This window comes from Herbidospora daliensis (assembly GCF_001570585.1).
GTDB lineage: Bacteria > Actinomycetota > Actinomycetes > Streptosporangiales > Streptosporangiaceae > Herbidospora > Herbidospora daliensis.
In genome coordinates this window covers 749,207-774,548 of record NZ_BBXF01000002.1, presented here as the reverse complement: position 1 = coordinate 774,548, position 25,342 = coordinate 749,207, and the positions used below count along the sequence as shown (strand labels likewise).

Genomic DNA, 25,342 nt, shown 5'->3' with positions numbered 1-25,342 from the left:
CGACCGCATCGGACCGGGGTCGGGACCCGCGTCTCGGACCCTGGTCCGATGCGCCGTACCGGAAACGGTTCCTAGACTTCTGACGTGGTGGCGATTCCGAAACGTGAGCGGCGGGTCTGGCCTCCGATCGCCGCCGTGTACGTCCTCCTCCTGCTGGTCCTGCTGTCGGCCGGGGGTGACGGCCCCGGCGTGGTGATCGTGCCCGCCGTCATCGCGGCGCTGGCGCTGGCCACCACGGTCTGGGCGCTGATCCGGGCCCGCCGCCAGCGTGCCGCCTACGAGGCCCAGCTGACCGCGTGGGCGGGCGAGCGGGCGGCCCAGGCCGAGCGGCTGCGCATCGCCCGCGACCTGCACGACCTCGTCTCCCACGGCCTCGGCCTGATCACCGTCAGGGCGACCACCGCCCGCTACGTCCGCGACGAGCCCGAGGCGGCGCTGGCGGACATCGAGCGCATCGGCCGCGAGACCACCACCGAACTGCGCCGCATGCTCGGGGTGCTGCGCGACACCGGGGCGGCCGCGCCGCTGCGCCCGGCCGACACGCTCGGCGACCTGCCCGCCATCGCCGCCGAGGCGCGGCGGGCGGGCCTCCGGGTCACCCTCGATCTCGACGACCTCGGCGAGGTCAGCGCGGGGGCGCAGCTGACGGTCTGCGCGGTCGTCCGCGAGGCGCTCACCAACACCGCCCGGCACGCCGGTCCGACCGGCGCGGCGGTCCGGGTGCGCCGCGACGGCGGCTGGATCGTCACGACCGTCTCCGACGACGGGCCGGTCGACGGCTGGGTGGCCCATCCGGGGGCGGGCCGCGGCCTCGAAGGGCTCAGGGAACGGGTGACCACCCTCGACGCCGGGCCGGTCGACAACGGCTTCCGGGTCAGCGCCCGCATCCCCGAGGCGTCATGACGATCCGCGTGCTCATCGCCGACGACCAGCCGCTGCTGCGGCACAGCCTGGCGGCCGTGATCGACGCCCAGGCCGACATGGCCATGGCGGGCGAGGCGGGCACCGGCGACCAGGCCGTCGCCGTGTGCGAGCGGACCCGGCCCGACGTCGTGCTCATGGACATCCGGATGCCCGGCATGGACGGCATCGAGGCCACCCGCCGCATCCTGGCGGCCCAGGCCACGGTGAAGGTCATCGTTCTGACGATGTTCGAGCTCGACGAGTACGTGCGGGCCGCGCTGCTGGCCGGGGCGAGCGGCTTCCTGCTCAAGGACGCCCACCCCGACCGCCTCCTCGACGCCGTCCGCCGGGTCGACCAGGGCGAGTCGCTGCTGGCCCCGAGCGTGCTGGAGCGCCTGATCGAGTCGTACGTCAGCCGCCCCGCCCCGGCGAAGTCGGTCAAGAGCCTGACCGAGCGGGAGACCGAGGTGCTCACGCTGGTCGGCCACGGCCTGTCGAACGACGAGATCGCCGCCCGGCTGACGATCTCGATCAAGACGGTCAAGACGCACATCGGCCACCTGCTGAGCAAACTGCACGCCCGCGACCGGGCCCATCTCGTCATCGCCGCCTACGAGAGCGATCTCGTGGGTTAGCCGTCAAGAATTCCGGCGCCTGCATATGGAAGCCATCAAGATCTGCTGAACCGCCCGAAAGTGCCGTTTTCCTGGACGTTGTACCGCCCTGAAAACGGAACTGAGGAGCAGTGAACAGAGATGGGTGACCTCATCTTCGTCGCCCTGACGATCGCGATCTTCGTGGTCTTCGGGTTCGTGGTGAAGGCGGTGGAGCGCCTGTGAGCGCGATCAACGCCGCCGGCCTCGTCGTGGCCATCGGCCTGGTGATCTTCATGGTCGCCGCCCTGCTGTTCCCGGAGCGGTTCTGACATGGGCTGGCTCTTCATCCTGTCGCTGATCGTCGCCCTGGCGCTGGTCTACAAGGTGCTCGGCGACTACATGCACCGCGTCTACACCGGCACGAAGCACAACGCCGTCGAACGCGTCGTCTACCGGCTGCTCGGGGTCCGCCCCGACACCGAGCAGCGCTGGGGCGCCTACGCCCGCAGCCTGCTGGCCTTCTCGATCATCTCGATCTTCTTCGTGTACGCCCTCCAGCGCGTCCAGGACAAACTCTGGTTGTCGCTGGGCTTCGCCCCGGTGCCCGACCACATCGCGTGGAACACCGCCATCAGCTTCGTGACCAACACGAACTGGCAGGCGTACTCGGGTGAGAGCACGATGGGCCACCTCACCCAGATGGCCGCGCTCGCCGTGCAGAACTTCGTGTCGGCGGCGGTCGGCATGGCGGTGGCCATCGCGCTGGTGCGCGGGTTCGCCCGCCGCAACAGTGACACGATCGGCAACTTCTGGGTCGACCTGGTGCGCGGCACGCTGCGCATCCTGCTGCCGATCGCCTTCGTCGGCGCGCTCGTGCTGGTCGCGGGCGGCGTGGTGCAGAACTTCGTCGGCCCCCACGAGATCACCACGCTGACCGGCAACGTGCAGAACGTGACCGGCGGGCCGGTGGCCAGCCAGGAGGTCATCAAGGAGCTGGGCACCAACGGGGGCGGTTTCTACAACACGAACTCCGCGCACCCGTACGAGAACCCCACCGCCTGGACCAACTGGTTCGAGATCTTCCTGATCCTGCTCATCCCGGTCGCGCTGACCCGGACCTTCGGCCGGATGGTCGGCCAGCTGCGCCAGGGCTACGCGATCCTCGCCGTGATGGGCGTGATCGCCATCGCCAGCATCGTGCTCACCAACGTGTTCGAGCTGGCCGGGAACGCGACCGTGCCGCAGGCCGTCGGCGCGGCGATGGAGGGCAAGGACGTCAGGTTCGGGGTCGCCAACTCGGCCACGTTCGCGGCGGCGACCACGCTGACCTCGACCGGCGCGGTCAACTCCTTCCACGACAGCTACACGCCGTTCGGCGGCATGATGACGCTGTTCAACATGATGCTGGGCGAGGTCGCGCCCGGCGGGGTCGGCGCGGGCCTCTACGGCATGCTGATCCTGGCCGTCATCACCGTGTTCGTCGCGGGCCTGATGGTCGGCCGCACGCCCGAATACCTGGGCAAGAAGATCGGCGCCCGCGAGATCAAGCTCGCGTCCATGTACTTCCTGGTCACCCCGGTGCTCGTGCTGGTCGGCACGGCGCTGGCCATGGGCAACGAGGCGGGCCTGGCCGCGATGCTCAACAGCGGGCCCCACGGGTTCTCCGAGATCCTCTACGCCTTCACCAGCGCGTCCAACAACAACGGCTCGGCGTTCGGCGGCGTCACGGTGAACACGCCCTGGTACGACGTGGCGCTCGGCATGTGCATGGTCCTGGGCCGGTTCCTGCCGATCATCTTCGTGCTCGCCCTGGCCGGGTCGCTCGCCAAGCAGACGCCGGTGCCCGAGTCGGCCGGCACCCTGCCCACGCACCGGCCCCAGTTCGTCGGCCTGGTCGTCGGCGTGACGGTCGTCCTCGTCGCCCTGACCTTCCTCCCCGCCCTCGCGCTGGGCCCCATCGCAGAAGGACTGTTGTAATGGCCACCCCGATGACGGTCCAGCGGGTCGGCGGCGGCCTGCTCGACCCCAAGCAGATGATCCGATCCCTGCCCGACGCGGTCAGGAAACTCAACCCCGCGACGCTCTGGCGCAACCCGGTCATGCTGATCGTCGAAGCCGGCGCGGTGTTCACCACCGTCCTGGCGATCCTCGACCCGAACTTCTTCGCCTGGGCGATCGTCGTCTGGCTCTGGCTGACCGTGATCTTCGCCAACCTGGCCGAGGCGGTCGCCGAGGGCCGGGGCAAGGCCCAGGCCGCCACGCTGCGGGCGACCAAGCGCGACACGACCGCGGTGCGCACCGACGGCCGGGTCGTCTCGGCGACCGAGCTCAAGCAGGGCGACGAGGTCGTGGTCGTGGCCGGGGAGATCATCCCCGGCGACGGCGACGTCGTCGAGGGCATCGCCTCGGTCGACGAGTCGGCCATCACCGGCGAGTCCGCGCCGGTCATCCGCGAGTCGGGCGGTGACCGGAGCGCGGTCACCGGCGGCACGAAGGTGCTGTCGGACCGCATCGTCGTCAAGATCACGCAGAAGCCGGGCGAGAGCTTCATCGACCGGATGATCGCGCTGGTCGAGGGCGCCAACCGGCAGAAGACGCCCAACGAGATCGCGCTGAACATCCTGCTCGCGGCGCTGACGATCATCTTCCTCACCGCGACCGTGACCATGCAGCCGATGGCCATCTGGGCCAAGGGCGCCAACCCCGGCATCCCCGACTCGCTCGCCCTCACCGGCGACGGCGTCAGCGGCATCGTGCTGGTCTCGCTGCTGGTCTGCCTGATCCCGACGACGATCGGCGCGTTGTTGTCGGCCATCGGCATCGCCGGCATGGACCGGCTGGTGCAGCGCAACGTGCTGGCGATGTCGGGCCGCGCCGTCGAGGCGGCCGGCGACGTGTCGACGCTGCTGCTCGACAAGACCGGCACCATCACGCTCGGCAACCGGCAGGCCGCCGAGTTCCTCCCGGTCGCCGGGGTCGGCGAGCAGGAGCTGGCCGAGGCCGCGCAGCTCTCGTCGCTGGCCGACGAGACCCCCGAGGGACGCTCGATCGTGGTCTTCGCCAAGGAGCGTTACGGCCTGCGGGAACGCGAGATGCGCGACGCCGAATGGGTGCCGTTCACCGCGCAGACCCGCATGTCCGGCGTCGACTTCCAGGGCCGCCAGATCCGCAAGGGCGCCGCCACCGCCGTCATGAAGTGGGTGCGCGACAACGGCGGCCACCCGACCGAGCAGGTCGGCGCCATCGTGGACGCCATCTCCGGCAGCGGCGGCACCCCGCTGGTGGTGGCCCAGAAGGACCAGGTGCTCGGCGTCGTCCACCTGAAGGACACCGTCAAGCCCGGCATGCGGGAACGCTTCGACGAGATGCGCCGCATGGGGATCAGGACCATCATGATCACCGGCGACAACCCCCTCACGGCCAAGGCCATCGCCGACGAGGCCGGGGTGGACGACTTCCTCGCCGAAGCCACCCCGGAGGACAAGCTCGCCCTGATCAAGCGCGAGCAGGAGGGCGGCCGGCTCGTCGCGATGACCGGCGACGGCACCAACGACGCCCCCGCGCTCGCGCAGTCGGACGTCGGCGTCGCCATGAACACCGGCACGAGCGCCGCCAAAGAGGCCGGGAACATGGTCGACCTCGACTCCAACCCGACCAAGCTCATCGAGATCGTGGAGATCGGCAAGCAGCTGCTCATCACCCGCGGCGCGCTCACGACCTTCTCGATCGCCAACGACATCGCCAAGTACTTCGCCATCATCCCGGCGATGTTCGCGGCGGTGTACCCGGGCCTCGACGCCCTCAACGTCATGCGCCTGGACTCGCCCCAGTCGGCGATCCTGTCGGCGGTGATCTTCAACGCGGTCGTCATCGTCGCGCTGATCCCGCTGGCGCTGCGCGGCGTCAAGTACCGCCCGTCGAGCGCCTCGAAGCTGCTCAGCCGCAACCTCCTCGTCTACGGCCTGGGCGGCATCGTGGCCCCCTTCATCGGCATCAAACTGATCGACCTTCTGATCGCGGGGATCGTGTGATGAATCGTCTGCCCAGCTGGATCAGGCAACACGTGGCGGCCCTGCGGGCCGTGGCCGTGCTGACGCTGATCCTCGGCGTGGCCTACCCGCTCGCGACCATGGGAGTGGCCCAGGCCCTGTTCAACGGGAACGCCAACGGCGATCCCGCCCTCATCGGCCAGAGCTTCACCGACGCCGAGGGCGCTCCGGTCACGAAGTACTTCCAGTCCCGCCCCTCGGCCGGCGGCTACGACATGCTCACGACCGCGGCCAGCAACCTCGGCCCCGAGGACGTCGTCGACACCCTGCCGGTGCCCGGCGGCGAGGAGGGCAGCCAGTCGCTGCTCACTCAGGTGTGCGCCCGGTCGGCGGCGATCGGTCAGCTCGAAGGCGTCAGCGGGGCCCGCCCCTACTGCACGCCCGACGGGGTCGGCGCGGTCCTGAAGGTCTTCCCGGCCCTCGGCACTCCGACCCGCGTGGTCAGCGTCAACCAGGCCTGCCCAGCCCAGCCGTTCATCGCCGCCTACCAGGGCGTGAAGGTCGAGTGCGGCAAGCCCGGTGAGGACTACGCGGCGGGACGCACCGTCCCGATCAGGGGCGACGCCCTGGCCGTCGTGCCGGCCGACGCGGTCACGGCCAGCGGTTCGGCGCTCGACCCGCACATCTCCGTCACCTACGCCGAGATCCAGGCGCCCCGGGTGGCCAGGGAGCGCGGTCTGCCGGTCGAGCGGGTGAAGGAGCTGGTCAGGGAGCACACCACCGGCCGCGCGCTCGGCTTCATGGGCGAACCGGTGGTCAACGTGCTGGAGCTCAACCAGGCGCTCGACAAGGGGTGACGACGTGCCGCGCGGCCGGCTGAGGGTGTATCTGGGCGCGGCGCCCGGAGTCGGCAAGACCTTCGCGATGCTCGGTGAGGGACGCCGGGCGAAGGAGCGCGGCCGGGACGTGGTCGTGGGGATCGTCGAGACCCACGGCCGCGTCCAGACCGCCGCCCAGCTGGAGGATCTGGAGATCGTCCCGCGCAGGTTCATGGAGTACCGGGGCGGCGCGTTCACCGAGCTCGACGTCGACGCCGTGATCGAACGCGCGCCGAAGGTGGTGCTGGTAGACGAACTGGCCCACACGAACGTGCCGGGCTCCCGCAACGCCAAACGCTGGCAGGACGTCGAAGAACTGCTGGACGCCGGCATCCACGTGGTCACCACGGTCAACGTGCAGCACCTGGAGTCGCTGAACGACGTCGTCCACGAGATCACCGGCGTGCCCCAGCTGGAGACGGTGCCCGACGAGATGGTCCGGCAGGCCGACCAGATCGAGCTCGTCGACATGTCGCCCGACGCGCTGCGGCGGCGGATGGCCCACGGCAACATCTACGCGCCGGAGAAGGTCGACGCGGCGCTGTCGAACTACTTCCGCGTCGGCAACCTGACCGCCCTGCGGGAACTGGCGCTGCTCTGGGTGGCCGGGAAGGTCGACGAGCAGCTCGACCGCTACCGCACCGAGCACGGCATCCAGGGGAAATGGGAGGCCCGCGAGCGGGTGGTGGTGGCCCTGACCGGCGGCCCCGAGGGCGACACGCTGATCAGGCGGGCGGCCCGGATCGCCGACCGCAGCAAGGGCGCCGACCTGCTGGCCCTGCACGTGATCAGCGCCGACGGCCTGACCGGCGGCGACCCGGCCAACCTGGCCCGGCAGCGCACCCTGACCGAGTCGCTGGGCGGCAGCTACCACCAGGTCGTCGGCGACGACATCCCGACGGCGCTGCTCGACTTCGCGAGCGGGGTGAACGCGACCCAGCTGGTGCTGGGGGCGTCGCGGCGCGGCCGGTTCGCCCAGATCCTCTCCCGTGGCGTGGGGGTCGAGACCACGGCGCAGTCGGGCTCGATCGACGTCCACATGATCACCCACGCGGAGGCGAAGCAGGGCCGCGCGCGCCGCCAGCGCTCGCGGGCCGCCCTGACCCGACGGCGGCGCGTCTCCGGCTGGGTCCTGGCGCTGGCCGGCATGCCCGCCCTGGCGGGCGTGCTGCTGCCGTTCCGCGCCGAGTTGTCGCTGCCCAGCGAGATCCTCTTCTTCCTGATGCTCACGGTGGGCGTGGCCCTGGCGGGCGGCATGTGGCCCGCCGTCACCGCCGCCGTCGGCGGCTCCCTGCTGCTGAACTACTTCTTCACCCCGCCCCTGTACGAGTTCACGATCAACGACCCCGAGAACCTGTTCGCCCTGGTCGTCTTCGTGCTCGTCGCGGCGGCCGTGGCCGCGATAGTCGACCTGGCCGCCCGGCGGACCCGGCAGGCGGCCCAGGCCAGCGCCAACGCCGAGATCCTGTCGGCCCTGGCCGGGCACGTGCTGCGCGGCGAGTCGGCGCTGCCGTCGCTGCTGGCCCGGCTGCGCGAGACCTTCGGCCTGACGTCGGTGACGCTGCTGGAGCGGGCGGCCGAGACGAAGGCGTGGGCCATCATCGCGACCACGGGCGGCCCGCCGTGCGTGAAGCCGTCCACCGGCGACACCGACGTGACCATCGACGACGACCTGGTGCTGGCCGTGCGGGGCGGGCCGCTCGACGCGTCCGACCGGCGGGTCCTGGAGGCGTTCGCGGCCGAGATCGCGGTCGCGCTGCGCCAGCAGCGGCTGGCCGAGGCGGCCGAGAAGGCCAAGCCGCTGGCGGCGGCCGACAAGATGCGCACCGCGTTGCTGGCGGCGGTCAGCCACGACCTGCGCACCCCGCTGGCCTCGGCGAAGGCGGCGGTCGAGTCGCTGCGCAGCGCGGAGATCGTCTGGTCGCCGAACGATCGCGCCGAGCTGCTGGCCACCGCCGACGAGTCGCTGGTGAAGCTCGACCGTCTGGTGGCCAACCTGCTCGACATGAGCCGCCTCCAGGCCGGCGTGCTGGGCGTGACCCTCGAACCGCTGGCCCTCGACGAGATCGTGCCCCGTGCGATCGACGACCTCGGCGCCCGCATCGACACGACCGTGCCCTACGACCTGCCGGAGGTGGTCGCCGACGCCGCGCTGCTGGAGCGGGTGCTGGTCAACGTGATGGGCAACGCCGTCCGCTACAGCCCGGCCGTGCTGGTCACGGCGAGCTCGGTCGGCGACCAGGTGGAGGTCCGGGTGATCGACCGGGGGCCGGGCATCCCGCCCGACGCGCACGACCGCGTCTTCCAGCCGTTCCAGCGCCTGGGCGACCGCGACAACCACACCGGGGTCGGCCTGGGCCTGGCCCTGTCACGGGGGCTGACCGAGGCGATGGGCGGCACGCTCACCCCCGAGGAGACGCCGGGCGGCGGCCTCACCATGGTGCTGCGCCTGCCGGCCCGTCAGGGCAGGTGGCCGCAGTCGGGCTCGCCGACGTAGACGTTGACGCCCCACCGGCCGGAGACCTCGTTGGTCTTCACGTAGTAGAGCTTGTAGTCGGGGGTGCGCATGCGGGCCTCGACGTAGATCTCGTCGCCCGCCAGATCCTCGTTGAGGAGCTGCGAGTCGATCACGCGGGTCCACAGGTTCGAGTGGGCCTGGCAGACCTTCTGGGTGTCGTCGCCGTCGGGCCAGTCGGCGCCCTTGACGGTGACGTAGTCGATGCGGTCGCCCGTGGCGCGCGGGGTGCACTGGACGGTGATCACGGTGTCGTGCTCGGTGTCCTTCGGGCTGATGGTGAGCGTGCACTTGGCCGTCGCGGCCGCCTCGGCGTGCGGGACGACCACCAGGCATAAGGCCAGTGTGCTGAGCAGGGCGATGACGCGTTTCATCTCTCCATGGGAGCAAGCGCCCCCCGCTCGCGGCGAGCGCCACTGCGGCGGGGGAACGGGCGGCCAGCGGCCCGGGGTGAACCGTACATTCCTGACCTCGGCCCTTGCTGTCGGTGGTTGACGATGTCAGGCCGCTGTTAGAAAGTTTCTAGCCCATGGCGAAAATTTCGAAGGAGCCACTCGGATGCTCTTACGGACGCTGCTCGCCGCCACCCTCGTGTTCACCACACTGGTGGCGCCCGCGCAGGCCCACGACGTCTCATCCACGTCCTACATCAAGACCGGCCCGGGTCACGGACGGTTCCCGCTGGTCGCGGGCGGCAAGGCCGCGCCGATCCACGTCAGCCAGGCCGACTTCCCGGGCGTGACCCGGGCCGTCGGCGACCTCCAGACCGACGTCGAGAAGGTCGCCGGCGTCAAACCGGCCGTCTCCACCGCCGCGCCCACCCGGGGCGAGGTCGTCATCGTCGGCACGCTCGGGCGCAGCCCGCTGATCGACCAGCTCGTCGCACGCGGCAAGCTCGACGTGTCGGGCATCAGAGGAAAGTGGGAGACCACGATCGAGCAGGTCGTGCCCGATCCGCTGCCGGGCGTGCGCAGCGCGTTCGTCATCGTGGGCAGCGACCAGCGCGGCACCATCTTCGGGGTCTACGACGTCTCCAAGGAGATCGGGGTCTCGCCCTGGTACTGGTGGGACGACGTGCCCGTACAGAAGAAGAACGCCCTGTACGTCGAACCGGGCCGGCACACCCAGGGCACCCCGGCGGTCAAGTACCGGGGCATCTTCATCAACGACGAGAACCCGGCGCTCGGCACGTGGGGACCGGAGTTCTTCGGACCCGGCCTGGCCCCCGGCCACCCGGGCGGGTTCAACCGGCACCTCTACGCGAAGGTCTTCGAGACCATGCTCCGGCTGAAGGCCAACTACCTGTGGCCCGCCGTCTGGGGACGCGCGTTCGCCGAGGACGATCCGGCCAACCACGCGACGGCGAAGGCGTACGGGATCGTGATGGGCACCTCGCACGAGGCGCCGATGATGCGCGGCATCGAGGAGTGGAACCGGCACGCCGTCGCGGGCACCAGCGACCCCTACGGCGGCAACGGCGACTGGAGCTTCCGCCGCAATCGGAACGCCATCACGGAGTACTGGCGCGACGGGATCGAGCGCATGAAGACCGAGGACTTCGAAGGTGTGGTCACCCTCGGCATGCGCGGCAACGGCGACGTCAGCCTGCCCGACGGCGACGGCATCGACCTGATGACCGACATCGTGAACACCCAGCGCGAGATCCTGGCGAGCGAGGGCATGACCGGCGCGCCGCAGGTGTGGACGCTCTACAAGGAGGTCCAGCGCTACTGGGACCGCGGCATGCGGGTGCCCGACGACGTGACGGTCGTCTTCACCGACGACAACTGGGGCAACATGCGCAAGCTGCCCGACCGGAGCGCGCCGCCCCGGGCCGGCGGTTACGGCCTCTACTACCACTTCGACTACGTGGGCGGCGGCCGCAACTACAAGTGGGTCGACACCAACCAGCTGCCGAACATCTGGGAGCAGCTCAACCTGTCGTACACCTACGGGGTCGACCGGCTCTGGGTGGTGAACGTCGGCGACTTCAAGAACGAGGAGCTGCCGACGCAGTTCTTCCTCGACTACGCCTGGAAGCCGATCCCGCTGGAGAAGGTCACCGACTGGGAGCGCGGCTACGCCGCCCAGAACTTCGGCGCCGGCCAGTCGCGCGAGATCGCCGAGGTGCTGCACGACTACGCGGCCCTGCAGTCGCGCCGCAAGCCCGAACTGCTCAACCGGCTGATCAGCGTCGACTCGTCGAAGGACCTGTCGACCGACTCGACGGCCGTGGTCTACGACGACCAGGCGAGCCCCTACAGCCTGACCAACTACCGGGAGGCCGAACGGGTGACGGCCGAGTGGGCGGAGGTGTCGGCCCGCGCCGAGAAGATCGCGAGAAGGCTGCCGCAGAACGCCCAGGACGCCTACTTCCAGCTGGTCCTCTACCAGGTGAAGGCGACCGCCAACCTCTACGCGCTCCGGCTGGCCCAGTTCACCAACCTCCGCTACGCCGACCAGGGCCGGGCCGCCACCAACGACCTGGCCGACCTCGCCGAGGCCCGCTTCGCCGACGACCAGGCCATGAACGACCACTACAACACCGGCCTCGCGGGCGGGAAGTGGCACAACTGGCAACTCCAGCCCAAGATCGGCTACGGCGACGTCGCCCGCTACGGCCCCAACGCCCCCTGGCAGCAGCCCGAGCTGAACAACGTCGCGCTGCCCGACGCCCTCTATCCGGCGCTGCGGCGCATCACCGTCCCGGCCGTCGCCGAGATGGGCGTGGAGCCCGCGGCGCTGCCGGAGTTCAGCCCCTACCAGAGCGGGCCCGACCAGCACATCGAGGTCTACAACAAGGGCACCGTGCCGTTCGACTACCAGATCAGGCCGTCGGTGCCGTGGTTGCGCGCCGAACCGTCGCGCGGCCGGCTCGACAAGCAGGTCCGCAGCACGCTGAAGGTCGACTGGTCGCGCGCCCCGCGCGGCACGACCGAGGTGCCGATCACCGTGACCGGCCCCGACGGCGCGGCCTCGGTGGTGCGGGCCGTGGTGAAGAACCCGTCGGGCCCGGTGAAGGGCTTCGTCGAGGCCGGCGGGTACGTCTCCCTCGACGCCGCCCGCCCGTCGAAGACGGTCGGGCAGTGGAAGAGGATCCCCGGCATCGGCCGCACCGGTGACGGCCTCACCCCGTGGCCGGTCACCGCGCCCCGCCAGACCCCCGGCGGGAACAGCCCCCGGCTGGAGTACGACCTGCACCTGTTCACGACCGGACCGGTCAAGGTCTGGGCCTACCTGTCGCCGCGCAACAACGTGCTGCCGACCGAGGGCCTGAAGTACGCCGTCTCCGTCGACGACGCGACGCCCCAGGTCGTCGACGTCATCGCGGCCACGGGCGCCGACGACACCCGGATGAACAAGCAGTGGGAGCGCAACACCTCCGACAACGTCAACCGGACCGTCACCACCCACACGATCACCGGCGCCGGGTCGCACACGCTGAAGTTCTGGATGGTCGACCCGACGGTGGTCGTCCAGAAGATCGTCGTGGACACCGGCGGGCTGCTGACCAGCTACCTCGGCCCGCCGCCGAGCCGCCACTTCTGAGCACCGCCCCCGGACCGGGTCCGGTCGGACCGGTCCGCGGGGACCTCAGGGGCGGACCAGTTCGCGGACCGCCGGGGCGACCTCGGCCGCGAACAGTTCCGTCTTGGCCAGGTCGTCGGACATCAGCAGGAAGCCGCTGACGCCGTAGTCGGTCGTCAGCCCGGCGATCTCCGCCACCCACTGCTCAGGCGGCCCCTGCAGGAAACCCCGGTTCGCGGCGGTGAACTCGCCGGAGATGTTGAGCAGCCGCCTGATCGCGCGCGGCTCGCGTCCGGCCGCGAGGGCGGCCTCGTCGATGTGCCGGTTCATCTCGGCCAGGTCGGCGGGGCCGCCCGGCAGGTAGGGCAGCGACGGGAGCCACCCGTCGCCGGCCCGCCCCGTCAGGGCCAGCATCTTCGGCTTGTACGCCCCCACCCAGATCCCCACGTCGTGAGCCGGGGCGGGGCCGCGCTTCGCGCCCTTCACCGGGTAGTAGGGCCCGTCGGACCTGACCCCGCCGCGCTCGTCGGCGGCCCAGATCTGGCGGATGATGCCGATGCCCTCCTCCAGCGCCTCGATGCTCTGGCCGGGGGTGAGCCGCCGCCCGCCCATCGCCTCGATGGCGTCCCAGAACCCGCCCGCGCCGATGCCGAGCTCGATCCGCCCGCCGCTCAGCTGGTCGAGGCTGGCCACGCTGCGCGCCAGCACGGCGGGCTGGCGCAGCGGCAGGTTGGTCACGTTGCCGCTCAGCCTGATCCGCTCGGTCTGGGCCGCGATGTACGACATCAGCGTCCAGGTGTCGTGGAACCGCGGCTGGTAGGGATGGTCCTGGAAGGTGACCAGGTCGAGCCCGGCCCGTTCGGCCGCCTTGGCGTGGTCGACGGCGTGCCTGACCGGCTGGATCGCCGGGCTGACGAAGGTGCCGAACAGCAGGTCGTGCCCGTAGTCGCTCATTTCTCATCCCTGATGTTGAAGTTGTCGCGGAAGACGTTGGCCGGGTCGTGGCGGCGCTTCAGGGCCCGCAGCCGGTCGAGGGTCTGCGGCGGGAACGCGTCGGCGACCTTGCCGAGGCCGGTCTCGAAGCTGAGGTAGAGGCCGTCGAAGTGCTCGCGGCTCGCCTCCCACAACACGTCCATCCGCGTGTCGTCGATCCCCATCGCGGTGACCTGGAAACCGGCGTCGCGGTGGGCGTAGGCCGTGGCTTCGGCCGGGACGTCGGCGACCGCGCCGCCGACGGTGCGGATCTGGAAGAAGTACACGACCCCGCTGGCCAGCATCTTCGCCGCCGCCGCCGCGAACGCCGGGGTGATCTCCCGGACGAACGCCGACCGCGCCACCGGCTCCCCCTGCCCGTGGTGGTCGCCGTCGTGGGCGTTGTCCATGACGTCGGCGTACGCCGCCACGACGACCTGCTGCTGGTAGAGGCCGGAGATGCCGGCGAACGGCTGGAGCTGCTCGACGATGACCTCGGGGTCGCCGGAGTCGACCATGGCCATGATCTGCGCCACGGCGGGCTGCCCGCGCCGGGGCGGCCCCATGATCAGGAAGGCCGTGGTGTCGCGCGGGGCCGTGGACGCCACCTCGCCGAAGCGCCGCAGGAAGCCGGCCGGGTCGGCGGCGTCCATGACGAGCTGGGCCCAGCCGACGTCGGTGACCTCGTCGGCCTCGAACTCGAAGGAGGTGACGATCCCGAAATTGGCGCCGGCGCCGCGTACCGCCCAGAACAGATCGGCGTTCTCGTGCTCGTCGGCCCTGACCAGCGAGCCGTCGGCCAGCACGATCTCGACGGCCCGCAGGCGGTCGATGGTGAGCCCGTGCTTGCGCGACAGGAACCCGATGCCGCCCGCGGTGGCCAGCCCGCCGACCCCGACGCCGCCGTAGTCGCCCGACCCGATCGCCCACCCGTGAGGGCGCAGGGCGGCGGCGACCTCCTTCCAGCGTGCGCCCGGACCGATCCTGACCCGGCGCTCGGCGTGATCGAGCACCTCGATCGAGTTGAGGTGACGCAGGTCGACGACGATCCCGCCGTCGTTGGTCGACCGGCCGCTGACGCCGTGGCCGCCGCTGCGCACGCCCAGCGGCAGCGCGGGGTGGCGGCGGGCGAAGGCCAACGCGTCGGCGACCTCGGCGGCGTCGCGCGGGAACAGCAGCACCCCGGGAGAGCCGCCGCGCAGGTAGTTCGACCTGACCCGCCCGTAGGCGGCGTCGCCCGGTTCGACGGCCGTGGCGGCCAGCGATTCGGGCACCCCGTCGTAGTCGATGCCCGCACGCCTTTTCGCCAGCGCGGCGGCCCGCCTGACGGGCCGGTCGGAGAGCCCGTCGGGGGCGGCGGCGCGCAGGGCCGGGATCGTCTCGCGGGCGAACCGCGTCAGCACGGCCTCGTCGTCGCTCCGCAGCACGATCGTGCCGAACCCGTCGCCGAGCACGCTCGACGGCACGTCGCCCGTGACGACGAGGATGCGCCGGATCTCGCGCGGGTCCCGTCCGGCCGCCACGGCGGCCTCGTCGACCAGCTTGTTGCCGGTACGCGGGCATTCGGGCCGCTCGGGGTCGTAGGCGAACACCCACCCGTCGGCCTGGCGTCCGGCCAGCTCCAGCACGGCCGGATCGTCGCCGGTCACCCAGAGGGGCACGGCGTGCGCCGGCGCGGGCCCCGGCTCCGCCCCGGCGAGCCGGTGGTGCACGCCGTCATAACTGACCCGGGGCGCCGAGGTGTCCCAGACCGCGCGGATCACGTCGATGGCCTCGGCCAGCGCCGCGACGTCGCCGGAGGTGCCGAGCGTGAGCGAGACCCGCCCGCCCGACAGCAGATCGAGCCCGGCGGCCGACCGCCCGAGCACGGCGGCGTTCCATTCGGCGAGGTCGACCCGGCCGACCAGGCCGACCCGGTCGGTCCGGCCGGCCAGCCAGGACAACCGGGTCCACTCAGGGACCATCGCCAGGTCGTAACCGAGCTGTTCGACCAGCTCAGGGCGGCCGGTGAGGGCACCGAACCGCAACGCGTGGCCGTAGTTCATGGGGGACTCCCTTAGGTTGATACGTCAACCAATATACGACAAGGTTGACGCATCAACTAATCTGGGTCTCATGGCCGCTCTCACCGACCCCCAGGCCGCCGCCTGGAACAGCTACCAGCGCATGCGCGTCCGGCTCAGCGGCGTCCTCGGCCGCGAACTCGCCGCCGCCACCGGCCTGTCCGAGGCCGACTTCGACGTCCTGGTCGCCGTCAACGAACGCCCCGACGAGACCGTGCGCTCACTCGCCCTGCGCTGCGGCCTGGAGTGGGAGAAGAGCCGCCTGTCCCACCAGCTCCGCCGGATGGAACAGCGCGGCCTGATCACCCGGGAGGCGTGCGAGGAGGACAGCCGGGGCTCGGCCGTCCGGCTGACCGAACGGGGCCGCGAACTGGCCTGCCAGGCCAGGAAGCACTACGACGCGGCGGTCAAGCGCTACGTCATGGACTCGCTCACACCCGAACAGATCGCGGCCCTCACGGAGATCTCCGGCATCCTGCTCGACCGCATCGAGATCACCCACAGATGAGCCGGCCCGCCATCGTTTCCGATCTGTGACCAACCCGCCACCCTCTGCCCGCATCCAAGGTTGTGACGGGGAACACAACCAGGGGGTTACAGATGAAGTTCAGGGTTCTGGTCGCGGTGGCGGCGATGGCCGCGGCCGTCGTGACGGTGCCGGCGGCCGCGCAGGCGGAGCCGCATCACGGGGGCGACAGCATCCGCTACGCGTCGGCCAAGGCGTGCAAGGTGAAGAAGCAGGTCGTGCTGTGCGGGAACTGGCGGCTCGTGACGCACCACGGCGAGATCATCCAGCTCAAGGACGCGCAGCTCGAAGCGCTCGACGGCAAGCGCAAGCCGGTCGGGTTCACCGCCGCGCCGGTGGCGATCAGCGGTGACGGGCAGAAGATCGTCTACTTCCGCAAGGACGGCCGGATCGCGGTCCGCACGATGGGCGGCGGGGTCACGCTGCTGCCCGCCGACACGCTGCCGAAGAACGTCGTGCAGTACAACGTGTGGTTCCGCCTGTCCGACGACGGCGCGACCCTCGCGGTGACCGACCGGCGGACGATGATCTTCGACACGAAGAAGGGCAAGCGGCTCGGCCTGCTGCCGACCAAGCGGGAGTTCGTCGGCTTCAGCGGCGACGGCAAGGAGGTGCTGACCAGCGCGACCGACGAGGTGTTCCGCGTCTACGACCGGTCGGGCCACCTCCTGCGCCAGGGCCGTCCGGCCGAGGCCGTCAACGGCTGGGGTCCGAACGCGCTCCACTCCGACGCCCGGACCCTGGCCACTCTGGTGTCCGACAACAAGATCGTCGTCTCCGACGTGGAGACCGCCCAGGTGGAGGGCGACAACCCGATCAAGCTGCCCAAGGGCGGCACCGTCGAGATGCTCGACTGGACCGGCCCCACGCAGGTCACCCTGCACGTGTCGCAGAACCTGCCGAAGGTGCCCAACCGGATGACGGTCCTCCAGCACGACACGAAGACCGGCGTGACCGTGGTCCGCGACCGCTACGACATCCTGAAGGACACCTTCACCTACGCCGCCTGCGGCGGCTAACGGACCGGCTTGGCCCTGCCCAGCTGCTTGATCGTGGCCGGGTCGACGCCCGCGGGCAGATCGGCGGCCTTCAACGGGCGGGTCCCCTTGGCGACCGCCGTGTTGCCCGAGCAGAGGCCGGTCACCAGACGGCCCTCGGACTTCCCGGCGAACACCAGATAACGGGCGCCGCGTGTGAACTTCACCCCGCACGCGGCGCTCTCGGTGTTGGTGACCACCTTCACGGTCACCTTCGGCTTCCCCTTGTACGAATGGTCGGCCCGAAATGTGTAGGTGTGCTGCCGGAGGGGCGACTTCGCGGCCCTGAAACCGGTGGCCACCCCGGTGAACACCAGCGCGGAATTACTCACCCGCTCCTTCACCGGAACGAGGGCGCACTTGCAGGCGTACGCGGGCACGGAAGAAAAGACGAGCGTCCCCGCGGCCAGCGCGAGGACGAGAACAAGACGACGCCACATGCCCCTGAAACGGAACCGGAGATCAATCGGTTCGCGGCACGTTTGCCGGTCGCGCGTCGGGTAGCGGCCCTGTCAGCAGCGTCCAACGAAAGGGGCTTACATGTACGAGCCGTGGAGCTACCAGGAAGGCGTCGCGTCCGGCGCCGGGGTGAGCGTGATCGGGTTCGACGTCGAAGCCGTCGACGGCAAGATCGGCGAGGTCGACGAGCAGAGCGACGCCGTCGGCGACGCCTACATCGTCGTCGACACGGGCTTCTGGATCTTCGGCAAGAAGGTCATCATGCCCGCCAGCACGATCACCGAGATCGACCCGCAGCAGCGCAAGGTCTTCCTCGCCCGGACCAAGGAAGAGATCAAGAACGCGCCGGAGTTCGACCAGGACACCTACAAGGACCCGGCGTACCGGGAGCAGGTCGGCAACTACTACACCGGCTACAACCAGCTTCCGTGACGCGGCGAGACCCGCATCCGGCGTTCGGCGACAGGGGGTCAATCGAACGCCCGGATGCGGGTCTTCGCACGTCAGCGCTCCCAGGGAGCGGTCTCGCCCATCTTCTCGTAGTACTTCGCGAGGTGGGCCTTGACCCGGTCGACGTCGCCCTTGGGGATGTCGACGCCGCCGCGCGCCCCCTGCATGATGCCGCCGGCCGCCATCACGGCGCGCGGCACCGCCTTCAGTTTTCCGTCGACGACGTCGGCGATCAGCAGCTTGTAGCTGCCGAAGTTCTGCGGGGCGTCGCCGTCGTACCAGACATGGGCGTCGCGGTAGGCGGCGTCGGGTTCGTCCTCCGCGCCCGCCCAGTCGCGGACGCGGCTGTCGGCCGCGCTGCCGTCCCATTCGCGTGAACGGTCGGCGAGCGGCAGGTCCTTGAATCGTGTCACGGTCATCCGGTCGTCATCCTCCCGTCAGTCTCTGACCCATTCGCCGGTCGAGCGCCGGTAGGCCTCGGCCCCGGCCCGGTCGATGGCCGCCTTCACCGCGGCGAAGATGGCCCCCTGGATCGCGGCGGCCACGACCACCTCGCCCCATCCGTAGTCGGGGGAGGTCGCCTGCGGCGCCTCGTCCTCACCGGCGGCCAGCTTCCAGACCTGCTTGAAGATCAGGCTCGCCACCGCGCCGCCGATCATGCCGCTGAGCGCGCTCGCGCCGCGCACCGCTAGTTTGTTCATGCCGGTACGTGCTACCCGAGGCGCCCAGCGGTAGTCGGCCGATCACCCGGCGGGCGGGTGGGGGTCGTTGCCGGGGGCGATCGTGCGCTGGTCGCGCACCTTGCCGTCGGTGCCGTGGACGCGTAATTCACCACCGCCGTCGGCCGCGAGGATCTCGGCGGCCCGTTTGACCGCCTCGTCCTGGGTGCCGAACAACGCGCTGGCCCGGCTGCCGCCCGGCTTGGTGACGGCCCACTGCCCGTCTTCCTGTCTCACCACGTCGCGTGAGTTGGCCTGTCCTGCCATCACTGCTCCTCCGATTCGGGGTGCCTTCGCCGCTACCCCGAATCGGTGCGATCAGTTGCCCATGGCCTTGCGGATGGCGTCGCGGGCCCGGTCCATGATGGCGACGGGCGCGCCGAGCAGCATGTTCTTGGCGGCCGACTCGACGCCCGGGTGCGGGTGGGTGGGGGCCATCTTCTCCGCGGCCTTGACGCCGGCCGTCATCTTGCGGAGGCGGTCGGGGTCGCCCTCGGCTTCGAGCTGCGGGAACTCGAACCTCTCCTCGGCCTCGGCGTGGTCGATCACGTCGGTGCGCAGGGCGTCGAGGTGCTTGAGGAAATCGGGGTTGTCGGTGCCCATCTCGTCGAGGTCGGACAACGCCTGCTTGGCCTCGTTCTCCTCCTGGAGCCGCTGGTCGATGATGGCGTCGCCGCCCGGCACGACCTTGCGGGCGTAGGGGTGGACGAGCTCCTCCTCGGCGGTCTCGTGCACGGCGAGCAGGTGGACCAGCCTGCGGAAGGCCTCTTCGCGGGCGTCGCCCTGGGCCGACTCGACCTCGGTGAACAGGGTCTTGATCTCTTCGTGCTGGTGCTTCAGAAAGGTGACGACGTCACTCTGCCGGGTGTCCACGGCGGACTCCCCTCACTGGTCGGACAACTCATCGCCCCTTACCCCTCTCACGTGCGGCGATGTCCGGGAGACCTTAACTTTTGTCCTTTATGTCTGGTTGGCGGCATAGCCGGGGCCTGCTCGGGCAGTGGGCACCCATGACCCGGAACAGACACGGCCGGCCGCGATCGTGGATCTACGCCGGCGTCTTCGTGGCCGTGTTCACCCTCGGCGGCGTCGGCCTCATCATCGGCTCCGCCGCGCTGTTCTGGACCTGCCTGATCCTGCTGGTCGTGCTGCTGCCGGTGGGCAAGCTGATCGGCGTCATGGACGACACCGTCATGGCCCCCACCGACCCCGAGGAGCCGGGCCACGGGTAGGCCCCCTCGTTTCTGCTGATCAGAGGAGGGTAGGCCGAAGACATCATGTCTGCGGGCTACGAGCGAATGCTGGCCGGCCTGATCGAGAGCAGTCACCTGCGCACCGTCGACGACCTGCCGTCGCTCCTGGCCATCCACACCCCGCAGGCGGGGTTCACCCATGTCCTGATCTACCTGGTCGACCTCCAGCAGCAGGTCATGCGGCTGCTCAAGGGCCCAGGGGTCGACCTGTCCGGCGTACCGGAGGAACTGCCCGTCGAAGGCGGCCTGCCCGGCCTCGCCTTCCAGGAGGTCCGCACCCTCGTCCAGCGCGACGAGGCGGGGGAACCCCTCTACTGGTGGATCCCCATCCTCAACGGCACCACCCGGCTCGGCGTGCTGCGGGTCAGCACCGGCCGGCCGACCCTCGACCACATGTCCGCCCGCCACCTGTCGTCGGTGCTCGCGCTGCTGCTGACGAGCATGCACGGCTACAGCGACACCTACGCGCGCATCGTCCGCACCCGCGAGATGAACGTGGCCGCCGAGATGCAGTGGCGGCTCGTCCCGCCGCTGACCTTCGCCAGCGACCGCGTGACCGTGTCGGGCATGCTCGAACCCGCCTACGAGGTGGGCGGCGACGCCTTCGACTACGCCGTCGCGGGCGACACCCTGAACATCGCCGTCTTCGACGCGATGGGCCACGACGTCTCGGCCGGGCTGACGGCCAACCTGGCGATCGCGGCCTGCCGCAACAACCGCCGCCAGGGCGCGACGCTGGCCAGGAACAGCGAGGACATCGAGGCGGTGCTCATCGAGGAGTTCGGCCGCGCGCAGCGGTTCGTCACCGCCGTCATCGGCGACCTCGACCTGCGGACCGGCCTGTTCACCTGGGTCAACCGGGGCCATCCCCCGCCCGTCCTGCTGCGCGGCGGACGCTGGACCACCATGCTCGAATGCATGCCGGCCCACCCGATGGGCCTCGACCTGGGCCTGTCGGTCACCACGTGCCGAGAGCAGCTGGAGCCCGGCGACCGGCTGATCTTCTACACCGACGGCATCACCGAGATCCGCGACGCCTCCGGCCGTGAGTTCGGCGTGCACCGGTTCGTCGACTTCGTGATCCGCAACCACCAGAGCGGGCTGCCGGTGCCCGAGACGCTGCGGCGGCTCATCCAGGCCGTGCTGGTCTACCACAAGGGCGTGCTGCGCGACGACGCCACGGTCGTCATCGTCGAATGGCGCGGCCCCGACCCCGACCCCGAGCTCGAACACGCCGACTGGCCGATCCCCCGAACCTGACGGAGACAACCGCATGGGCCTGATCCACATCGACCTGTTCGCCACCCTCGACCTGGTCGCCCAGGCGCCCGGCACCCCCCAGGAAGACCCAGAGGGCTTCCCCTTCGGCGGCTGGCAGGCGCCCCTGTTCGACGACACCGTCGGGAAGCAGGTCGGCGCCGGCATGACGGCCATGGACGCCCTGCTCCTCGGCCGCCGGACCTACGACATCTTCGCCGCCCACTGGCCCAACCAGGCCGGCGACATCGCGGCCCTGTTCAACCGCCTCCCCAAGTACGTCGCCTCCCGAGGCGAGCCGTCCCTCGACTGGGCCGGATCGACGCTGCTGGGCCCCGACCTGGTGAGCGCCGTGCGGCAGGTGCGCGACCGCCACGAGCACGTCCACGTGATCGGCAGCCTGAACCTGGTGCAGACCCTGCTGCGCGAGCGGCTGTTCGACGAGCTCAACCTGTGGCTCTTCCCGATCGTGCTCGGCGTGGGCAAGAAGGTGTTCGACGGCGGCGCGGTGCCCGCGAACCTGACCCTGCTGGAGCCGCCGGCCACCTCGGCCAAGGGCGCGGTGCTGCTCCGCTACGGGCTCGGCGAGGGGGTCCCGGCCGTCGGCGACATGGGCGGCCGCGCGTCGTGAAGCCCGAGCGCAGATGTTCATGATCTGTTTGACGCGTCGTTCTGCTCTGGCGGGCTGCGGGGACTTCGCTCATCTCCAGCGGGTGTCTCACCCCGCATCACGATTTTTCGGAGGTACTTGTGCCCAGCACAAGGTGGCCCGCCCCCGCCTTCGCCGCCGCGGCGGTCATCGCCATGCTCGGCGTGACGGTCCCGGCAGCCGGCGCGGCGTCGTCCAATGATGTGAACCTCGGCGCGCCCTGCTCGGCCGACGTGGGCCTGCGCGGCTTCACCGACAGCCTCGACAAGAAGACGTTCGAGGGCACCCCCGTCGGGGGCCTGTCGGCCATCGCGCGGCTGCGCGACGACCGCGTCCTGGCGCTGTCGGACAACACGGGCACCGTGCCCGCGCGGGTCTACGACGTCGCCCTGTCCGGCGACGGCGCCGAGGTCGTCGACATGACGACGCTGAAGCGGCCCGACGGCACCGCCTACAACGGCACCGACTTCGACGGCGAGGGGCTCGTCGTCGAGCCCCACGGCCACACCATCCTGGCCAGCTCCGAGACCGAGCCGTCGATCCGGCGGTTCCGCCTGTCAGACGGCGTGCAGACCGCCTCGTTCGAGGTCCCGGCCCGGTTCCGGATCACCCCTGCGGGCGAGTCGCCGGTCAACCTGGCCTTCGAGGCGCTCACCACCTCGCCCGACGGCACGTCCCTGTACGCCGGCATGGAAGGCCCCCTGCTCGCCGACGGCCGTGAGGCCTCGGGCGCGGGCCGCCAGCGCATCCTGCGCTACACCGGCACGCCCGGCGGCGACTACACGCCGGCCGCGCAGTGGGCGTACAAGACCGACCCGAACCTCGGGCTGGTCGAGCTGGTGGCGCTCGGCGACGACCAGTTCCTCGCGATGGAGCGCGGCTTCACCGCCGGCGTCGGCAACACCGTGCGGATCTACCGGGTCACCGCCACCGGCGCCCCCGACGTCTCGGGCGTCGCGTCGTTGTCGACGCTGACCGACCCGCGCGCGTGGCTCGGCAAGAAGCTGCTGGCCGACATCGCCGACTGCCCGCCGTCGGGCGCGACGACCAAGCAGCCGCAGCCGAACCCGCTGCTCGACAACATCGAGGGCATGGCGCTCGGCGACCGTCTCGACGACGACACCCGCGTGCTCTACCTGGTGTCCGACGACAACAACAGCGCGACGCAGATCACCCGCCTCTACGAGCTGAGCGTCAACGTGCCCGACGAGGCCACGCTGCGCGACCGCGCGATCCTGTCGGCGACCGACTACCAGCCCGGCCCGATCTCCGGCAACTTCATGCCGAAGACCCCGGTCAACGGCATCACCCCGCCGTTCCCCGGCCAGCCGATCCCCGGCTTCTCGGCCGTCATCCCGCACACCCGCGGCTCGAAGAACGCCAACCGCCTGCTCGGCATGCCCGACAACGGCTTCGGCTCCAAGGACAACTCGCCCGACTTCCTGCTGCGCGCCTACTACATCGAGCCCGACTACAAGTCGGGTCAGATCGAGGTCGGCAGCCACATCAGCTTCCGCGACCCCGACCGCAAGGTGCCGTTCCCGATCGTCAACGGCGACACCGCCGAGCGCCTGCTGACCGGCGCCGACTTCGACATCGAGTCGCTCCAGTGGGACGCGGACGGCACCCTGTGGATCGGCGACGAGTTCGGCCCCTACCTGGTGAACGTCGACAAGACCGGCAAGGTCCTGCGCGCCCCGATCCCCCTGTTCGACGGCACCAAGTCGCCCCAGTCGAACGAGCTCAAGCCGGGCGAGACCCCGTCGCTGCCCGGCAGCGGCGGCTTCGAGGCCATGGCCGCCAGTGAGGACGGCTACACCCTCTACCCGATCCTCGAGCGCGCCAAGACCGCCGACCCCGACCAGCGCCGCCGCGTCGTGTACGAGTTCGACGTCCGCACCGCCGCCTACACCGGCAAGACCTGGATCTTCCGCGTCGACGACCCGACCCTGTTCGTGGGCGACGCCCAGGTCCTCGACGGCAAGCGCCTGCTGCTGATCGAGCGCGACAACGGCATGGGCCAGACCTCGTTCGTCAAGAAGCTGATCGTCACCGACCTCGACAAGGCCGACGCGAACGGCGTGCTCCCCCGCCGCACCGCCGTCGACCTGATGCGCATCGCCGACCCCAAGGGCGTCTCCACCCCGGCCCGCCCGAACGAGTACGGCGTCGGAGACCTGTTCTCCTTCCCGCTCCAGTCGGTCGAGTCGGTCCTGCCCCTGTCGGGCGACCGCGTCGTCGTGGCCAACGACAACAACTTCCCCGGCAACGACGGCCGCATCCCCGGCCGCGCCGACGACACCGAAGTGATCGTCATCGACGTCCCCGGCCTGCGCGGCTGACGTCACCGTAGGAAAGGCCCAGGCCGGGAAACACCCCGGTCTGGGCCTTTCGCGTATGAGGCAGCGGATCGGCGACCCGGTGCGTTCCTTGGGCATGGATGGTGACACCGTGCGGCTGTCGCGGCCCGCCCGCGACGAACCGGCCCATGAGGCCGAACTGACCGCCCTCTACCGAGATCACCGGCCTGGTCTCGTACGTCTGGCGGTGCTCCTCCTCGGCGATCAGGAGACGGCCGAAGACGTCGTCCAGGACGTGTTCGCCCGGCTCCACGGCCTGGCCCGCCCCGGCGTCGTGACCCTCCCGTACGTCAGGACGTGCGTGCTGAACGGCTCCAGGTCGGTGCTGCGCCGCCGGGCGCTGATCCCCCGCCGCACCGACCGGCCCGGCGACGTCCAGTCGGCCGAGACCGCCGTGCTGATCGGCGAATCGCGGCAGCGCATGCTCGCCGCGCTGGCGCGCCTGCCGAGAAGGCAGCGCGAGGCGCTGGTGCTGCGTTACTACCTCGACCTGTCGGACGTCGAGATCGCCGAGGTCATGCGCATCCGGCCGAGCACGGCCAGGTCCACGATCGCCCGAGCCCTGAGCAGGCTCCCGCACGAACTGGGAGACAACACGTGAACCCGATCGAAGACGACCTCCGCGCCGCCCTGCACGCCCGCGCCGACTCGGTCCTGGTCCGGGAACGCCCGCTGCCCCGCCCCCGGCGGCGTCGCGCCGCCCTGTTCTTCAAGATCACCGCCGCCGCGGCCCTGGTCGCGACCGGGTTCGTCGGGCTGAGCAGCCGCCCCGAGCCGGTTCCCGAGGCCATGGTGCTGGCCATGGCCATGACCGACGTGACCGACGCAGGCGCCCCCGAGATCGTCGTGTATCTCTGCAAGCCCGGTGGCCCGGTCGAGCAGTGTGCGACCCGTGACGAACGGGAGGAGCTCCAGGTGATGCTGAACGGGCATCCGGGAGTGGAGTCGGTGGCGTTCAGGAGCCGGCAGGACGCCTGGGACGCGTTCATCGCCAAAGACGGGAACGCGGCCTTCGCCGACGTGCTCAGACCCTCCGACATGTCCGAGTCCTACGTGGCCCGGCTCCGGCCGGACGCCGACCTGCCGGCGCTGGCGAGATCGGCGGCGGAAATGCCCGGGGTGTCCGCGGTGATCGACCCGGCCTGCGTCGCCGCGGCGCGGGGCGACTGCGGATACCCGTGAGGTTGC

Annotated in this window: 25 protein-coding genes; 17 read left to right on the top strand and 8 right to left on the bottom strand. The window is 70.6% G+C overall.

The window, feature by feature from the left end; all coding sequences use genetic code 11:
• Nucleotides 1-84 precede the first annotated feature (84 nt).
• From AW274_RS10045 to AW274_RS10015, 7 genes are all read left to right on the top strand, one after another.
• The gene (locus AW274_RS10045; protein WP_062430771.1) at nucleotides 85-903 is read left to right on the top strand and encodes a sensor histidine kinase; all 819 of its coding nucleotides are present in this window, start codon (nucleotides 85-87) and stop codon (nucleotides 901-903) included.
• Nucleotides 900-1,538, top strand: coding sequence for a response regulator (locus AW274_RS10040; RefSeq protein WP_062430770.1), 639 nt, complete (start codon nucleotides 900-902; stop codon nucleotides 1,536-1,538). Before AW274_RS10045 ends, AW274_RS10040 begins: the two co-directional genes overlap by 4 nt.
• A gap of 200 nt (nucleotides 1,539-1,738) precedes the next feature.
• Nucleotides 1,739-1,828, top strand: coding sequence for a K(+)-transporting ATPase subunit F (gene kdpF / locus AW274_RS10035; RefSeq protein WP_034385538.1), 90 nt, complete (start codon nucleotides 1,739-1,741; stop codon nucleotides 1,826-1,828).
• A 1-nt stretch (nucleotide 1,829) separates the two neighbouring features.
• Nucleotides 1,830-3,476, top strand: coding sequence for a potassium-transporting ATPase subunit KdpA (gene kdpA / locus AW274_RS10030; protein WP_062430769.1), 1,647 nt, complete (start codon nucleotides 1,830-1,832; stop codon nucleotides 3,474-3,476).
• The gene (kdpB, locus tag AW274_RS10025) at nucleotides 3,476-5,530 is read left to right on the top strand and encodes a potassium-transporting ATPase subunit KdpB (RefSeq protein WP_062430768.1); all 2,055 of its coding nucleotides are present in this window, start codon (nucleotides 3,476-3,478) and stop codon (nucleotides 5,528-5,530) included. Before kdpA ends, kdpB begins: the two co-directional genes overlap by 1 nt.
• Entirely contained in the window at nucleotides 5,530-6,345 is an 816-nt protein-coding gene (locus tag AW274_RS10020; protein WP_062430767.1) for a potassium-transporting ATPase subunit C, read from the top strand. Before kdpB ends, AW274_RS10020 begins: the two co-directional genes overlap by 1 nt.
• A gap of 4 nt (nucleotides 6,346-6,349) precedes the next feature.
• A complete protein-coding gene (locus AW274_RS10015) occupies nucleotides 6,350-8,863 on the top strand; it encodes a DUF4118 domain-containing protein (protein ID WP_062430766.1) in 2,514 nt (837 codons plus the stop codon).
• On the opposite strand, the gene AW274_RS10010 is transcribed toward AW274_RS10015, so the two are convergent.
• On the bottom strand, nucleotides 8,827-9,255 hold the full coding sequence (locus AW274_RS10010) for a hypothetical protein (protein ID WP_062430765.1): 429 nt from the start codon (nucleotides 9,253-9,255) through the stop codon (nucleotides 8,827-8,829). The genes AW274_RS10015 and AW274_RS10010 overlap by 37 nt on opposite strands.
• A 184-nt stretch (nucleotides 9,256-9,439) precedes the next feature.
• Between AW274_RS10010 and AW274_RS10005 the strand changes: the two genes are divergently transcribed.
• Entirely contained in the window at nucleotides 9,440-12,430 is a 2,991-nt protein-coding gene (locus AW274_RS10005; protein ID WP_062430764.1) for a glycosyl hydrolase 115 family protein, read from the top strand.
• Between the two features lie 45 nt (nucleotides 12,431-12,475).
• Here AW274_RS10005 and AW274_RS10000 read toward each other — a convergent pair whose 3' ends face one another.
• Nucleotides 12,476-13,363 (bottom strand): LLM class flavin-dependent oxidoreductase, encoded by an 888-nt coding sequence (locus AW274_RS10000; protein ID WP_062430763.1) that lies wholly within the window; start codon nucleotides 13,361-13,363, stop codon nucleotides 12,476-12,478.
• Complete coding sequence (locus AW274_RS09995; RefSeq protein WP_062430762.1) at nucleotides 13,360-15,426, bottom strand: LLM class flavin-dependent oxidoreductase; 2,067 nt, start codon at nucleotides 15,424-15,426, stop codon at nucleotides 13,360-13,362. The genes AW274_RS10000 and AW274_RS09995 overlap by 4 nt, the downstream gene beginning before the upstream one ends.
• A 70-nt stretch (nucleotides 15,427-15,496) precedes the next feature.
• On the opposite strand from AW274_RS09995, the gene AW274_RS09990 reads away from it, so the two are divergent.
• Together AW274_RS09990 and AW274_RS09985 are read left to right on the top strand one after the other, a co-directional pair.
• Nucleotides 15,497-15,952, top strand: coding sequence for a MarR family winged helix-turn-helix transcriptional regulator (locus tag AW274_RS09990; protein ID WP_062430761.1), 456 nt, complete (start codon nucleotides 15,497-15,499; stop codon nucleotides 15,950-15,952).
• A gap of 92 nt (nucleotides 15,953-16,044) precedes the next feature.
• Nucleotides 16,045-16,989 (top strand): WD40 repeat domain-containing protein, encoded by a 945-nt coding sequence (locus AW274_RS09985; RefSeq protein ID WP_062430760.1) that lies wholly within the window; start codon nucleotides 16,045-16,047, stop codon nucleotides 16,987-16,989.
• On the opposite strand, the gene AW274_RS09980 is transcribed toward AW274_RS09985, so the two are convergent.
• Entirely contained in the window at nucleotides 16,986-17,339 is a 354-nt protein-coding gene (locus AW274_RS09980; RefSeq protein ID WP_198169115.1) for a hypothetical protein, read from the bottom strand. The two genes, AW274_RS09985 and AW274_RS09980, sit on opposite strands and share 4 nt — an antisense overlap.
• A gap of 208 nt (nucleotides 17,340-17,547) precedes the next feature.
• Between AW274_RS09980 and AW274_RS09975 the strand changes: the two genes are divergently transcribed.
• Nucleotides 17,548-17,898 carry a hypothetical protein gene (locus tag AW274_RS09975; RefSeq protein ID WP_062430758.1) on the top strand — a complete coding sequence of 117 codons (351 nt, stop codon included), beginning with the start codon at nucleotides 17,548-17,550 and terminating at the stop codon, nucleotides 17,896-17,898.
• A 71-nt stretch (nucleotides 17,899-17,969) separates the two neighbouring features.
• On the opposite strand, the gene AW274_RS09970 is transcribed toward AW274_RS09975, so the two are convergent.
• The 4 genes from AW274_RS09970 to AW274_RS09955 are packed head-to-tail and all read right to left on the bottom strand — an operon-like array spanning nucleotide 17,970 to nucleotide 19,508.
• The gene (locus AW274_RS09970) at nucleotides 17,970-18,335 is read right to left on the bottom strand and encodes a hypothetical protein (protein WP_062430757.1); all 366 of its coding nucleotides are present in this window, start codon (nucleotides 18,333-18,335) and stop codon (nucleotides 17,970-17,972) included.
• An 18-nt stretch (nucleotides 18,336-18,353) separates the two neighbouring features.
• Nucleotides 18,354-18,617, bottom strand: a complete 264-nt coding sequence (locus AW274_RS09965) for a DUF4235 domain-containing protein (protein ID WP_062341199.1) — start codon at nucleotides 18,615-18,617, stop codon at nucleotides 18,354-18,356.
• A 42-nt stretch (nucleotides 18,618-18,659) separates the two neighbouring features.
• Nucleotides 18,660-18,902 (bottom strand): DUF2188 domain-containing protein, encoded by a 243-nt coding sequence (locus AW274_RS09960; RefSeq protein ID WP_062430756.1) that lies wholly within the window; start codon nucleotides 18,900-18,902, stop codon nucleotides 18,660-18,662.
• 51 nt (nucleotides 18,903-18,953) lie between these two features.
• Nucleotides 18,954-19,508 (bottom strand): hemerythrin domain-containing protein, encoded by a 555-nt coding sequence (locus AW274_RS09955; protein WP_062430755.1) that lies wholly within the window; start codon nucleotides 19,506-19,508, stop codon nucleotides 18,954-18,956.
• A gap of 137 nt (nucleotides 19,509-19,645) precedes the next feature.
• Here AW274_RS09955 and AW274_RS09950 point away from each other — a divergent pair, with 137 nt between their 5' ends.
• The 6 genes from AW274_RS09950 to AW274_RS09925 all read left to right on the top strand — a co-directional run bounded on the left by AW274_RS09950 (nucleotide 19,646) and on the right by AW274_RS09925 (nucleotide 25,336).
• The gene (locus AW274_RS09950; protein WP_062430754.1) at nucleotides 19,646-19,867 is read left to right on the top strand and encodes a hypothetical protein; all 222 of its coding nucleotides are present in this window, start codon (nucleotides 19,646-19,648) and stop codon (nucleotides 19,865-19,867) included.
• 45 nt (nucleotides 19,868-19,912) lie between these two features.
• Entirely contained in the window at nucleotides 19,913-21,148 is a 1,236-nt protein-coding gene (locus tag AW274_RS09945) for a PP2C family protein-serine/threonine phosphatase (RefSeq protein ID WP_062430753.1), read from the top strand.
• A gap of 13 nt (nucleotides 21,149-21,161) precedes the next feature.
• Entirely contained in the window at nucleotides 21,162-21,776 is a 615-nt protein-coding gene (locus AW274_RS09940; protein WP_062430752.1) for a dihydrofolate reductase family protein, read from the top strand.
• 119 nt (nucleotides 21,777-21,895) lie between these two features.
• Nucleotides 21,896-24,136 (top strand): esterase-like activity of phytase family protein, encoded by a 2,241-nt coding sequence (locus AW274_RS09935; protein ID WP_198169114.1) that lies wholly within the window; start codon nucleotides 21,896-21,898, stop codon nucleotides 24,134-24,136.
• Nucleotides 24,137-24,230: 94 nt separating this feature from the next.
• Nucleotides 24,231-24,755: a sigma-70 family RNA polymerase sigma factor gene (locus AW274_RS09930; protein WP_083974255.1), complete on the top strand. Its 525-nt coding sequence runs from the start codon at nucleotides 24,231-24,233 to the stop codon at nucleotides 24,753-24,755.
• Nucleotides 24,752-25,336, top strand: coding sequence for a permease-like cell division protein FtsX (locus AW274_RS09925; RefSeq protein WP_062430751.1), 585 nt, complete (start codon nucleotides 24,752-24,754; stop codon nucleotides 25,334-25,336). Before AW274_RS09930 ends, AW274_RS09925 begins: the two co-directional genes overlap by 4 nt.
• Nucleotides 25,337-25,342: the final 6 nt, after the last annotated feature.

Excerpts from the sequence above, each read along its gene's own strand:
- AW274_RS09995 (WP_062430762.1), bottom strand. The coding sequence starts at position 15,426 with ATGAACTACGGCCACGCGTTGCGGTTCGGTGCCCTCACCGGCCGCCCT.
- AW274_RS09970 (WP_062430757.1), bottom strand. The coding sequence starts at position 18,335 with ATGACCGTGACACGATTCAAGGACCTGCCGCTCGCCGACCGTTCACGC.
- AW274_RS10005 (WP_062430764.1), top strand. The coding sequence starts at position 9,440 with ATGCTCTTACGGACGCTGCTCGCCGCCACCCTCGTGTTCACCACACTG.
- AW274_RS10020 (WP_062430767.1), top strand. The coding sequence starts at position 5,530 with ATGAATCGTCTGCCCAGCTGGATCAGGCAACACGTGGCGGCCCTGCGG.
- AW274_RS09930 (WP_083974255.1), top strand. The coding sequence starts at position 24,231 with ATGGATGGTGACACCGTGCGGCTGTCGCGGCCCGCCCGCGACGAACCG.
- AW274_RS10040 (WP_062430770.1), top strand. The coding sequence starts at position 900 with ATGACGATCCGCGTGCTCATCGCCGACGACCAGCCGCTGCTGCGGCAC.
- AW274_RS09940 (WP_062430752.1), top strand. The coding sequence starts at position 21,162 with ATGGGCCTGATCCACATCGACCTGTTCGCCACCCTCGACCTGGTCGCC.
- AW274_RS10010 (WP_062430765.1), bottom strand. The coding sequence starts at position 9,255 with ATGAAACGCGTCATCGCCCTGCTCAGCACACTGGCCTTATGCCTGGTG.
- AW274_RS09945 (WP_062430753.1), top strand. The coding sequence starts at position 19,913 with ATGTCTGCGGGCTACGAGCGAATGCTGGCCGGCCTGATCGAGAGCAGT.
- AW274_RS10000 (WP_062430763.1), bottom strand. The coding sequence starts at position 13,363 with ATGAGCGACTACGGGCACGACCTGCTGTTCGGCACCTTCGTCAGCCCG.
- AW274_RS09990 (WP_062430761.1), top strand. The coding sequence starts at position 15,497 with ATGGCCGCTCTCACCGACCCCCAGGCCGCCGCCTGGAACAGCTACCAG.
- AW274_RS09960 (WP_062430756.1), bottom strand. The coding sequence starts at position 18,902 with ATGGCAGGACAGGCCAACTCACGCGACGTGGTGAGACAGGAAGACGGG.
- kdpA (WP_062430769.1), top strand. The coding sequence starts at position 1,830 with ATGGGCTGGCTCTTCATCCTGTCGCTGATCGTCGCCCTGGCGCTGGTC.
- AW274_RS09950 (WP_062430754.1), top strand. The coding sequence starts at position 19,646 with ATGACCCGGAACAGACACGGCCGGCCGCGATCGTGGATCTACGCCGGC.
- AW274_RS09965 (WP_062341199.1), bottom strand. The coding sequence starts at position 18,617 with ATGAACAAACTAGCGGTGCGCGGCGCGAGCGCGCTCAGCGGCATGATC.
- AW274_RS09975 (WP_062430758.1), top strand. The coding sequence starts at position 17,548 with ATGTACGAGCCGTGGAGCTACCAGGAAGGCGTCGCGTCCGGCGCCGGG.
- AW274_RS09985 (WP_062430760.1), top strand. The coding sequence starts at position 16,045 with ATGAAGTTCAGGGTTCTGGTCGCGGTGGCGGCGATGGCCGCGGCCGTC.
- kdpB (WP_062430768.1), top strand. The coding sequence starts at position 3,476 with ATGGCCACCCCGATGACGGTCCAGCGGGTCGGCGGCGGCCTGCTCGAC.